Source organism: Anoxybacillus sp. EFIL (assembly GCF_013096955.1).
GTDB classification, from domain to species: domain Bacteria; phylum Bacillota; class Bacilli; order Bacillales; family Anoxybacillaceae; genus Anoxybacillus; species Anoxybacillus ayderensis.
Window position 1 is genome coordinate 453,772 of the sequence record NZ_SDLH01000001.1, and the last position, 12,101, is coordinate 465,872.

Sequence of the window (12,101 nt, forward strand, 5' to 3'; positions counted from 1 at the left end):
TGAACATATGAACGTCTTAATCATCGGCGCTGGCTATGTTGGACTAACGACAGCTGCAGTGCTTGCCAAACTTGGGCATACCGTCCATTGCGTAGATGAAAATGAACAAAAAATTGCCGCCTTAACACGTGGAGACGTTCCTATTTATGAACCTGGTTTAGCCGAACTGCTCACCGACCATAAAAGTCGGCTTTTTTTTCATCGTGACGGACAAAAATATATACACGAAGCCGATGTCATATTTATTTGCGTCGGCACACCGCCCGACAACAACGGAAAACCGGACGTGTCATACGTCAACCGTGCCGTCGCTGCGCTTCTTCCTCATTTACGCGACCAACAAACGCTCGTCATAAAAAGCACCGTTCCGATCGGCACGAACGAACGCATATACGAGCGGCTAACAAAAGAAGGAAAAAACGTACGCGTCGTCTCTAACCCCGAATTTTTACGGGAAGGGTCAGCCATTTTCGATTCCCTCTATCCCGACCGGATCGTCGTCGGTTTACGTGACGATGATGATTGTTCCCTTTCTGTTATGCAGACGTTATACGCACGTATTCATGCCCCATACGTCGTGACAAGTTTAAGCGGTGCGGAAATGATTAAATACGCCGCCAACGCCTTTTTAGCGACGAAAATTTCGTTCATAAACGAAATGGCGCGCCTTTGCGAAGCGTACGGCGTCGATGTCGCTCACGTCGCGAAAGGCATCGGACTTGATGGACGAATCGGCCCTCACTTTTTACAAGCCGGCATCGGATATGGCGGATCTTGTTTTCCGAAAGATGTCGCCGCCCTGCAACAAATGGCGTATGAAAAAGCGGTGCGCCCGTACATGATAGAAGCAACAAAAACGATTAACGACACGCAGCTTTATTGGTACGTTCAAAAAATAAAGCGGACGTTAGGCACGCTTTCCAATAAACGTATAGCCGTCCTTGGCATCGCCTTTAAACCGAATACAGACGATATTCGCGAGTCGCCTGCCGTATCGCTCATCAAAGCATTGCACAACCTTGGCGCTCATGTCGTGGCGCACGACCCAAAAGCCGTCCTCCCAAACGGCATGGACGTGAAGCAAGCAAAAACGATCGATGAAGCGCTCCAACAAGCGGATGCGGTCATCGTCGCGACCGATTGGGATGAGTATAAACAATTAAACTGGAAACAAGTGAAACAAACGATGAGCGGAAACGTCGTCGTCGATGGGCGAAATAGCTTACCGCGCAACGATGTTATTCAAGCAGGACTGAACTATGTGGGGGTGGGACGCGGATGAATATACTTGTCACAGGGGCGGCTGGCTTTATCGGCTCGCACGTATGCGAAGCGCTGCTGCCGCATCATCACGTCATCGGCGTCGATTCGTTCATCGGTCCAACGCCAAAACAATGGAAAGAAAAAACGATCGACACGTTAAACAAACACGACCGTTTTACATGGATCGAAGGCGATCTTTTATCGTTGCCGCTCGTTGACATCATAAAACAAGTCGATGTCATTTATCATTTTGCTGGCATGCCAGGCGTGCGCACGAGCTGGGGAACGACGTTTGATTTGTACACGACAAACAACATCGTAGCGACGCAACGTTTGCTTGAGGCGTGCAAACAACACCGACCAAAACAGTTCATTTATACGTCCACATCGTCCGTTTACGGTGAAAAAGACGGGCGCGTCGCCGAACATATGCCCCCGACCCCTCTTTCGCCATACGGCATTACGAAATTAGCTGGGGAACATTTATGCCGCGTATATCATTCGGAGTTTCATGTGCCGACGACCATTTTGCGCTACTTTACGGTGTACGGTCCGCGCCAACGGCCAGATATGGCCTTTCATCGCTTCATTCGCCATATGTTGTTCGATGAGCCGATCACTATTTTTGGCGATGGCACGCAAACGCGCGATTTTACGTACATTTCCGACTGTGTCAACGGCACGCTCGCTGTGCTTGGCAACGAAAAAGCGATCGGGGAAACGTTCAATATCGGCGGGAAAGAACGAGCTTCGCTAAACGACGTCATCGCTATGCTCGAAGAGATGATCGGAAAACGAGCGAACAAACGATATATGAATAAAGCGATCGGCGAGCCGAAACATACGTGGGCGGACATTTCAAAAGCCGAACGCCTGCTTTCATACAATCCAGCGACGCCATTGCAAGAAGGATTGCGTCATGAAGTCCAATACATTCGCTCGCTTTACGGGAGGTCATAATGCGCATCGCATTCATTTGTACAGAAAAGCTACCGTCCCCAGCGGTGAAAGGGGGAGCCATTCAACTGATGATTGATGGCATCGCCCCATTTCTTGCCGCTAAACATGATCTTACTATTTTTTCGATTACAGACCCATCGCTTCCCACATACGAACGGCGTCACGGCATCGAATACGTACGCGTGCCAAACGAACGGTACGAACACGATGTCGCAAACGAATTAAGCAAACGAACGTTTGACGTCGTTCATGTGTTTAACCGCCCAGCAAACGTTTTACAGTACAAACAAGTGGCTCACGCAAGCCGCTTCGTCACAAGCTTGCATAACGATATGTTTTCGCCGCTAAAAATGAAACGTGACGTAGCTGAACGCGTGCTGGCTGAAGTGGATCTCATCACAACCGTCAGCGCGTACATGAAGCGCACCGTCACGAACCGATACGATGTGCCGGACGATCTCGTTCAAGTCGTCTACTCCGGCGTCGATGCAACGCGCTACATGCCGCCATGGACAGACGAAGGAAAACAAATGCGCACCGATATGCGCCAACGGTTTTTTGTTGAAGAAGATGACGTTATTTTATTTATCGGGCGGTTAAGCAAAACAAAAGGGGTACACGTGTTAATTGAAAGCATGAATCACGTATTAGCTAAACATCGAAACGCAAAGCTCGTCATCGTCGGCGGGAAATGGTTTAGCGACAACCGTTTAAACGATTACGTGCGCTTTCTTCATCAACTAGCCAAACCTTACAAAGATCGCATTCAATTTACAAACTACATCCCGTCTGAACATATTCCACACGTATTCACGATAGGCGATGTGTTCGTTTGCAGTTCGCAATGGCACGAGCCGCTCGCCCGCGTGCATTACGAAGCGATGGCAGCAGGCGTGCCAATCATTACGACAAATCGCGGTGGAAATCGCGAAGTGATCGAACATAACAAAAATGGTCTCGTCATTGACGACTATGCGTCACCAAAAGCATTCGCCCATGCGATATGCGAATTGCTAGGGAATAAAGAAAAAGCGCTCGCACTTGCTTACGAAGGACGAAAACGGGCGGAAACGATGTTTTCCTTCGCTAACACAGCCGAGCAGCTAGAACGTGTGTATATTAAGATTTTCCAATAAGCGATACGGATACGATATGTTCTAGCGGGATCGTAATCGTCTTTTCCTCCCCGCTGAATGTAAAAAACACTTTTTTACTATCACATTTTTGAATGATTCCTTCATACGTTCGATTTTTCGTTTTTAATTCGCACGTCACCGGCCGAAGCTCATTTGGCAGCGTCGCTAAAAACTCAATGCGCTCGATCGTATCCATGTCGCGAAAGTTCGCAAACGATGGCGGTGGATACGACGGCTTTTCTTTTTTTGTCCGAAACGTCTGTTGCATATAGCACGTTTTCGGCCCTAAATTCGGCTGAACGATATACAACAACGGTGCATTTTCCACATGCTTTTTCATTCCCACACCCCTCCTTTTTACGACTACTATATGCGCAAAAAGAAACGGGCATGCCATCATACGTAAAAAGCTGTTTGGCATCGACCAAACAGCTTTTTCATTACCGCGCTAAAATATGATAACCTGAGTCGACGTGAATCGTTTCGCCTGTGACGCCGCGCGATAAGTCGCTAAATAAAAATAGAGCAGTATCGCCTACTTCTTCTTGTGTCGTTGTACGGCGTAACGGTGCGCGTTCTTCAATTTCTTTTAAAATCGAGTTAAAGTCGCCGACGCCTTTGGCAGATAATGTGCGAATCGGACCGGCGGAAATGGCGTTGACGCGAATGCCGTATTTGCCTAAGTCGTTTGCTAAATATTTGACGCTCGCTTCCAGCGACGCTTTCGCTACACCCATGACGTTATAGTTTTGTACGACGCGCTCGCCTCCTAAATACGTTAACGTGACGATGCTTCCGCCTTCCGCCATTAACTCTTTCGCCGCTTTCGCCACAGCTGTTAATGAATATGCGCTAATGTTGTGCGCCAGCAAAAATCCTTCGCGATCCACGTTCATATATTCGCCTTCTAAATGCTCTTTATTCGCAAACGCGATACAATGCGCAACGCCGTGAATGACGCCTACTTGTTCTTTTATTTGCGCAAAGCACGCTTCAATTTCTTCATCTTTCGTCACATCGCACGGTAGCACAAGCGCTCTGTCATCTTCTAACGTCGCGACTAATTTTTTCACTTCATTTTCAAAACGCTCGCCTGCATATGTAAAAATTAATCGCGCTCCGGCTGCATGAAGCGCACGCGCAATGCCCCAAGCGATGCTTCGTTTATTTGCGACACCCATGACGACGTACGTTTTCCCTTGTAACGATAATTGCATATTCGTTCATCCCCTTATTTTTGTGATTTGTTATTAGAACCTAGTATTAATATCATTATAACAAAAAATTCCCTACTTTGAAATAGGGAATTTATAATAAATAGTCCATGAACATTGTCGCTAGTCCGAAATAAATAAGAATGCTAATTAAATCGTTAATCGTCGTAATAAACGGCCCAGAAGCGACCGCTGGATCGATGCGCAATTTATGCATAAAAAGCGGAATAAGCGCCCCGGCGACTGTCGCGACCGTTAACGTCGCAAATAAAGCTAATCCGACGAGAACCCCTAAAAAAAACTGTTGCTTCCATACGTACACGACGACGGTAATCACAACGCCGCACGATAAGCCGATCAACAAACCTGTCAATGCTTCGCGCCCTAACATACTCCATTTTCCTTCTTTTTCTAAATCCCCCATCGCAAGGCGGCGCACAGCAACGGCTAACGACTGCGTTCCTGTATTTCCCGACATACCGGCAATGAGCGGAATAAAGACAGCTAAAATCGCCACTTTTTGCAACGTATCTTCAAAACGGCTAATTAAATTGGCCGTCATCATGCCTAAAAACAATAAAATAATGAGCCACGGCAACCGCTTTTTCGCCGCTTCAAACGGATTGTACTGAATGTCGACATCCGGAACCCCTGCTAGCTTTGAATAGTCGTCTGTCGCTTCCTCAGAAATGACGTCTACGATATCATCAACGGTAATAATCCCGAGCAAATGATTGTTTGCATCAACGACAGGAAGAGCTAAAAAGTCGTAATTTTGCATTTTTCTAGCAACTTCCTCTTGGTCTTCGTCGACGAACACCGAAACGACGCGATCGTTCATCATGTCGGCAATCATCGCATCGTCGTCAGACGTCAACAATTCGCGCAACGATAACACGCCGACGAGCTGGTGCTGTTCATTGACGACATAAATGTAATAAATCGTTTCCGCATGCGCCGCTTCTTTTTTTAAAATTTGCATCGCCGAACGCACCGTTTGATTCGCATGGATGGCGATATATTCCGTTGTCATAATGCTTCCGGCCGTATATTCTTTATAATGAAGCAACCCTTGAATATCTTTCGCTGCTTCATCGTCCATAATCGTTAAATAGTTTGCGACTTCTTTTTTATCAAGTTCATTTAATATATCGGCAGCATTATCGGCGTACATGTGCGCGAGCATTTGCGCAACAAAAAGCGGATCCATTTCGGATAAATACGTTTTATATTCCTCTTCTTCAATGTCAAGATGATCAAATATTTCTGCCATCTCAGCCGGCGATAAATATTCGTACATTCGCTTTCTTACTTCCGGGCTTTGCTCAATGTAAAACTTAGCCCGATCGTACGGATGCAGTTTTAAAAACTGTCGGCGAAATAACTCCATCTGCTCATCGTACAACGCTTGTACAATATGTTCCATATGATCCCGCCTCCTTTCGACAAAAGTCGCTTTTTTTATTATGCGTGAATCTTTGCCATCTTGCAAGCAACCATGTAAAATGATAATGCATCACCAAACAGGGGGAACGGCAATGGAAAATGAAAAAACAGTACAAACGAAAATAGATTATCACTTATTGTTTATTTTATTTTTAATCGCGATCGTGAGCGCCATCGCTATCGAAAGTGCGCGAGAGACGCTTCCTGCTAAACTTCAACATATTAACTTCGCCCAAAAGCAGCTCATGTGGTACGGCGTCGGTGCTGTCGTCATCGCGGTGACGATGCTTGTCGATTATGACCGGTTGTTTAAAATCGCTTGGTATTTGTACGGCTTTGGCATCATCCTTTTGCTCGGATTAGAATTAAACGTTCCGGGTACATTAACGATTAAAGGAGCAACGAGTTGGTACAGCCTTCCCGGAGGTAACTTCCAACCTTCTGAGCTAATGAAAATTTTTATGATTATCGTCATTAGCCGCATGATCGTCAACCATCGCGAAAAATACAGCGACCCAACGGTGCAAGACGACTTTAAGTTGCTCGGAAAAATCGGCTTAGCGCTACTGCCGCCGCTATTTTTGCTTGCCCGTCAGCCAGATATGGGAATGTCGATGGTGTTTATGGCGATTGCTGGCTCGCTCATTCTCGTTTCAGGTATTCGCTTGCGCATTATTGCGTCAATTGCTGGTGTAGCTATACTTGGGGCAACAGCTTTTATCGTAGCGTTTTTATATTTCCCTGATGTGTTAAAAATCAAGCAATACCAGTTAAACCGTTTTTACGGTTGGCTTAATCCGTATGAATATGCGAGCGAACAAGGATTTCAGCTCATAAAATCGCTTCTTGCGATCGGCTCAGGAGAGTTGTATGGGAAAGGATATAAAAACTTAGACGTGTACTTACCTGAGTCACATACCGACTTCATTTTTAGCATTATCGGGGAACAGTTCGGCTTTATCGGAGCGAGCCTCGTCGTCTCCCTCTTTTTCTTGCTTATTTATCGTATGATTCAAATCGCATTAGAGTGCCATGATCCGTTCGGAAGCTATTTATGCGCCGGCGTCATCGGCATGATCACGTTCCAAGTGTTCCAAAACGTCGGCATGACGATCGGATTGCTGCCAATTACCGGACTTCCGCTTCCGTTCGTCAGCTACGGTGGAAGCTCGCTCGCAACATACATGCTTGCGATTGGGCTCGTCCTAAACGTCCGTTCTCGCACACAAAAATTTATGTTTTCTGCAGAACAATAGGAGAGGTTTAGACTTTGTCACCTCCCCTATTGTTTTTCACATCTCGTCTCCTCTCACATATAAGACGACGTACTACCATAATTACGGTAAATAATCCCTATTGAAATAATTTTTACTTACATGTTAAAATTATTCTTGATTTATAAAATTTTTTTTCAGAAAAAAAGGAGGTTTCTATATGAGAAATATTTTCATCTCAACTCTCTCTGTTTTGCTTTTCTTTTTCATTCTTCCTCTTTCTACTACTTTAGCCCATAACAATATAAGTGAGCAAGAGAAAAATAAAGTTGTTCAAGAAGCTTTGAAAGTTATTGAAAAGAGGTACAACTCTCTTATTTCACAACAACAAGAAGAAAGTGAAGTACCTCAACTAAAAAATACTAAGTCGCAATTGAGATTGGAAAGTATTATAAAGAGAGATAAAAATTATATAAACGAACTAGGTGCATCCTACAAGAAAATAGAAATTTTAAACGTAGATGATATACAAATAGATAAAATGAATGACACAATCAAATTGAGCTTACGTGTGGAGGTAGCTAAATACTACCAGTACAAAAATAAAAAACAGATGGAGGAACATCCATGGCTAGAGACAAGAACACATGAGTTTATTTTCACGTCCAGCGAAAACAAAAGAAGCAAGTTATATGCATTAGTTGATTACAAATTTGAAGATGAAATGGATTACACTAGTGAACAGGCATCAAATAGCAACTTACCTCCAATTGAAGAAATGAATAGACAACAAGTTATTGAAGCAACGAACGACATAAGCATAATGTCCACACAACACTTGTACAATCGATCAGGAGCTAGATCATATGCATACAATTGGTATAACAAAAACAACCCTGACTTTAGAGTTTTCTCAAATAATTGTACAAACTTTATTTCACAAGCAATTAACCGCGGTGGTGGAGTAAATATGGATTGGTGGGGCGATTTGCGGTGGTGGTATCAAGGTAACCAAAACACTACAAGTTGGTCTGTTGCTCATGATTATGTTTATTATGCAAGAAGAAACAATGATGCAGGTGGGCTTGGTGCTTATTATATAAGTAACGTAAAAGATTTGAAAATAGGTAGTCTTGTTGGATATGACTTTGACAACGATGGTTATTTCGATCACCTTTCTATTGTAGTGAATTATGATAGCAACGGAGAACCTTTGACTGCTCAACATACTCCAAGTGACTATAACCGCCCTTGGAAATCAGTCAATTCATTAGCAAAACATTACTTTATTCAAACAAATGATTACTGGTATTCTAATTAGTGAAGTTTAAAGTGAGGAGAAAACATTGAAGAAGTGTATACTGTTATTTATCTTGTTAAGTTTGTTGATAGGATGCAATAAAAAAGAAATCCCTATGTATAATGGATTTCCAATTCCTGAAGGAGCAAAAGTTATAAAAATAGATAGCGATAAAAGTAAGGTACATCCTGTCTTTATCGAACAAGCTATGTTCCAATTAAAAGAGCCTATGTCACCTGACTTAATACCGTCTCATCCTTTCTATCAGATAATTGTGAATGAGGGTTGGAAAGATGAAGAAGCGATAAAGAAGATTGGTGAAAATCGTTATATGTTTAGTAAGGATGATCGACTTATTCAAGTAAGTATTTATAACGACAAAATGACAATTACGGAATATGATCCAAAAATCTTTTGGCAAAAAAATGAGTAGTCCCCAGCGCGTATTGCCCTGGGGATTTGTTGTACATAATGAATAGTAAAAAAGGGAAGATCAATAGATGATATACGACATTATCGGAGATATTCACGGCTGTTTTCACGAATTCATGTTATTAACAAAAAAGCTTGGCTACGTATGGGAAAATGATGTCCCGATTCATCCGAACGGACGAAAGCTTGCGTTCGTCGGCGATTTAGCCGATCGCGGTCCGCAGTCATTACGAGTGATTGACACCGTCATTGCGCTCGTTCAACAAAATAAAGCGGTGTACGTTCCGGGCAACCACTGCGACAAGCTATATCGTTTTTTTCTCGGTCGAAACGTACAAATTACGCACGGGCTTGAAACGACGGTAGCGGAGTGGGAACAAGCAGATGAGAAAACGAAAGAGCGCCTTCGTACGCAGTTTATGACACTGTACGAACAAGCGCCCCTTTATGCCGTCTTAGATGGTGGAAAACTAATCGTTGCCCATGCTGGCATTCGCGCAGATTACATCGGAAAATTCCATCAAAAAGCAAAAACGTTCGTTTTATACGGCGACATTACAGGCGAAAAACATTCAGACGGCTCCCCCGTTCGACGCGATTGGGCAAAACATTACCGCGGCGACGCGCTTATCGTATATGGGCATACACCTGTGAAAAAACCGCGCTGGCTCAACAACACCGTCAACATCGACACCGGCTGCGTATTCGGCGGACAGCTAACAGCGCTTCGCTATCCAGAAATGGAAACGGTCTCTGTTTCATCGACGATGCCATATGTCGCTGAAAAATTTCGTTCATTTGACTAAAGCAAGCTCGCCATATCGTCTGGAAGCGGCGCGTGAAACGTCATTGTCTTTTCAAGAAAAGGATGAACAAACGTCAGCTCACAGCTATGCAACGCTTGCCTTTGCATGCGCTTGCGCAAGCCGCCGTACAAATCATCGCCAACGAGCGGATGGCCAATGTACGAAAAATGGACGCGAATTTGATGCGTCCGCCCCGTTTCTAATTGAATCGACACGTGCGTCATATCGTTTTTATATTGCAATACTTCATAATGCGTCACCGCACGCTGACCATCCGCTCGCACTTCCCGTTCGATGATGCTGTCGCTTTTTCTCCCAATAGGAGCATCAATCGTCCCGACAGACGGGGTGACGTACCCGTGGCAAATCGCTTCATACCGACGCTTTACCCGCCCTTGTTTTTGTTGTTCACTCAATATATGATGCACGTGGCGATGTTTGGCGACAAGCACAAGCCCGGACGTATCACGGTCTAATCTTGTGACGACATGCACAGTCGTTTGCAAGTTTTGCTGTTCGTAATGAAACAACAGGGCGTTCGCTAACGTGCCGCGCGGATGTTCACGGGACGGAATCGTTGACATACCGGGCGGTTTATTGATGACGACAACATCATCGTCTTCATACACAATTGAAAGCGGAATCGGCTCTGGAAGCATGTCGGCGCTTCTTTTCTCGTGCGGAAACGATACGCACACTTCATCCCCCTCTTTTAGCACGTAGCGAACGGTGACGCGCTGACCGTTTACTTCAATATTTCCCCCTTTAAACTTAATGTCTGTCAACGCTGTTTTCGAAATATGCTTTTCTTTTAAAAATTCCCTTACAGCCATTCCATCTTGTTGCTTTGTCACAATCCAACGAAGTTGAAACATACGAATCCCTTTCTACTGAATAAATGATTCGCGCACACGCTTCCAAAATGGAAACGGACGGAAGCGGGCAAAGCGAATTTTTTCATCAGCGACGCGGCATTGAATCGATTTTACATCTTTATGCAATAACGATAAATGGTCGATCGTAATTTGAAAATCGACGTTGTTGACCGGCTTTAACATGCACGTATGATGCTTCGGCAAAACGAGCGGCGAGCCGATCGTGCGGAAGACGCGATTGTTAATCGACGCCATTTCCGCGACTTGAATAGCCTCTAACGATGGATGTAAAATCGCACCGCCGAGCGCCTTATTGTATGCGGTGCTTCCTGAAGGAGTAGAAATGCATAGCCCATCCCCGCGAAACGTTTCAAATAAATCGCCGCGAATTTCGACATCCATCACGAGCGTCCCGCTTACACTTTTTACAGTACATTCATTGAGCGCTAAATATTTCACTTCACGCCCACCACCGACGTAGCGAATCGTCACTTCAAGAAGCGGATATTCGATCACTTGATACGGCGTTTTGGCGATAGCGATAACGAGCTTTTCTATTTCGTCGGGCACCCAGTCGGCATAAAACCCTAAATGCCCTGTATGAACGCCGACAAACGCCGTATGTTCGAGCCGGCTTCGATAACGATGAAACGCATACAAAAGCGTCCCATCCCCCCCAACTGAGATGACAATATCCGGCTGATCTTCGTCATACGTTAAGCGAAAATCCGTTAAATATGTACGAATTTTATGCATACATTCGTTTGATATCGCGTCCCCTTTCGATATGACCGCAAATTTCACGCGCCTTCACTCCTCGCTCTCTTTTAAGTCTTGTTTGCGCGAAAACACCGCTTGCGCTTCTTGAATTTCAAAGCGAATTTTTGACATTTCTTCATCAAGCAAATACGCCGCTTCCGCTGCGCGCTGTAAGCGCAGTTTAATGTCTTCTGGGAAATTCCCGCTATACTTATAGTTTAAAGAATGTTCGATCGTCGCCCAAAAATTCATCGCAAGCGTTCGAATTTGAATTTCCACTAAAATGTTTTTTTCACCGTAAATCATTTGCACCGGATAACGAATGACGACATGGTACGAACGATACCCGCTCTCTTTTTTTTGCGTAATGTAATCGCGCTCTTCAACGATCGTAAAATCGTTTCGCTGCCGAAGCAATTGAACGACCGTCTTAATGTCATCAACAAATTGACACATCATGCGCAAACCAGCAATATCTTGCATTTGTTGTTCAAGTTGATCGAGTGGAATATTTTTCTTTTGCGCTTTATCTAAAATGCTAGCGATCGGTTTCACTCTTCCTGTCACAAACTCGATCGGGGAATGAACACCTTGCATTTCAAATTGGGCGCGCATCCCTTTTAGCTTTACTTTCAGCTCTTCCACCGCCTGTTTATACGGTGCTAAAAAAAACTCCCAATGTTTCTCCATTCAACC

12 protein-coding genes and 1 pseudogene are annotated in these 12,101 nt (G+C 44.5%); 7 read left to right on the forward strand and 6 right to left on the reverse strand.

Going from position 1 to position 12,101, the window contains the following annotated elements:
• Window positions 1-4 precede the first annotated feature (4 nt).
• The 3 genes and pseudogenes from ES017_RS02330 to ES017_RS02340 form a co-directional block, all read left to right on the forward strand.
• Window positions 5-1,282 (forward strand): annotated as a pseudogene (locus ES017_RS02330) (UDP-glucose dehydrogenase family protein); the annotation flags it as partial.
• On the forward strand, window positions 1,279-2,223 hold the full coding sequence (locus ES017_RS02335; protein WP_171334696.1) for an NAD-dependent epimerase/dehydratase family protein: 945 nt from the start codon (window positions 1,279-1,281) through the stop codon (window positions 2,221-2,223). The pseudogene ES017_RS02330 and the gene ES017_RS02335, both read left to right, overlap by 4 nt.
• Complete coding sequence (locus ES017_RS02340) at window positions 2,223-3,359, forward strand: glycosyltransferase family 4 protein (RefSeq protein ID WP_171334697.1); 1,137 nt, start codon at window positions 2,223-2,225, stop codon at window positions 3,357-3,359. The genes ES017_RS02335 and ES017_RS02340 overlap by 1 nt, the downstream gene beginning before the upstream one ends.
• On the opposite strand, the gene ES017_RS02345 is transcribed toward ES017_RS02340, so the two are convergent.
• From ES017_RS02345 to mgtE, 3 genes are all read right to left on the reverse strand, one after another.
• Window positions 3,343-3,699 (reverse strand): CotO family spore coat protein, encoded by a 357-nt coding sequence (locus ES017_RS02345; RefSeq protein WP_003395351.1) that lies wholly within the window; start codon window positions 3,697-3,699, stop codon window positions 3,343-3,345. The two genes, ES017_RS02340 and ES017_RS02345, sit on opposite strands and share 17 nt — an antisense overlap.
• A 100-nt stretch (window positions 3,700-3,799) precedes the next feature.
• Entirely contained in the window at window positions 3,800-4,576 is a 777-nt protein-coding gene (fabI, locus tag ES017_RS02350; protein WP_171334698.1) for an enoyl-ACP reductase FabI, read from the reverse strand.
• Window positions 4,577-4,667: 91 nt separating this feature from the next.
• Window positions 4,668-5,999: a magnesium transporter gene (mgtE, locus tag ES017_RS02355; RefSeq protein ID WP_171334699.1), complete on the reverse strand. Its 1,332-nt coding sequence runs from the start codon at window positions 5,997-5,999 to the stop codon at window positions 4,668-4,670.
• A gap of 112 nt (window positions 6,000-6,111) precedes the next feature.
• On the opposite strand from mgtE, the gene ES017_RS02360 reads away from it, so the two are divergent.
• From ES017_RS02360 to prpE, 4 genes are all read left to right on the forward strand, one after another.
• Entirely contained in the window at window positions 6,112-7,275 is a 1,164-nt protein-coding gene (locus ES017_RS02360) for an FtsW/RodA/SpoVE family cell cycle protein (RefSeq protein ID WP_171334700.1), read from the forward strand.
• Window positions 7,276-7,453: 178 nt separating this feature from the next.
• Window positions 7,454-8,554: an amidase domain-containing protein gene (locus ES017_RS02365; RefSeq protein ID WP_012575650.1), complete on the forward strand. Its 1,101-nt coding sequence runs from the start codon at window positions 7,454-7,456 to the stop codon at window positions 8,552-8,554.
• Window positions 8,555-8,579: 25 nt separating this feature from the next.
• The gene (locus ES017_RS02370; RefSeq protein WP_042894268.1) at window positions 8,580-8,966 is read left to right on the forward strand and encodes a hypothetical protein; all 387 of its coding nucleotides are present in this window, start codon (window positions 8,580-8,582) and stop codon (window positions 8,964-8,966) included.
• 67 nt (window positions 8,967-9,033) lie between these two features.
• Window positions 9,034-9,771 carry a bis(5'-nucleosyl)-tetraphosphatase PrpE gene (prpE, locus tag ES017_RS02375; protein WP_171334701.1) on the forward strand — a complete coding sequence of 246 codons (738 nt, stop codon included), beginning with the start codon at window positions 9,034-9,036 and terminating at the stop codon, window positions 9,769-9,771.
• Here prpE and ES017_RS02380 read toward each other — a convergent pair.
• From ES017_RS02380 to yjbM, 3 genes are read right to left on the reverse strand one after another with little or no spacing between them, the layout of a single operon-like run.
• Window positions 9,768-10,646: an RluA family pseudouridine synthase gene (locus tag ES017_RS02380; RefSeq protein ID WP_171334702.1), complete on the reverse strand. Its 879-nt coding sequence runs from the start codon at window positions 10,644-10,646 to the stop codon at window positions 9,768-9,770. The genes prpE and ES017_RS02380 overlap by 4 nt on opposite strands.
• A gap of 12 nt (window positions 10,647-10,658) precedes the next feature.
• On the reverse strand, window positions 10,659-11,450 hold the full coding sequence (locus ES017_RS02385; RefSeq protein ID WP_003395357.1) for an NAD kinase: 792 nt from the start codon (window positions 11,448-11,450) through the stop codon (window positions 10,659-10,661).
• Window positions 11,451-11,456: 6 nt separating this feature from the next.
• Window positions 11,457-12,095, reverse strand: coding sequence for a GTP diphosphokinase (gene yjbM, locus ES017_RS02390; RefSeq protein WP_171334703.1), 639 nt, complete (start codon window positions 12,093-12,095; stop codon window positions 11,457-11,459).
• Between the last annotated feature and the right edge of the window lie 6 nt (window positions 12,096-12,101).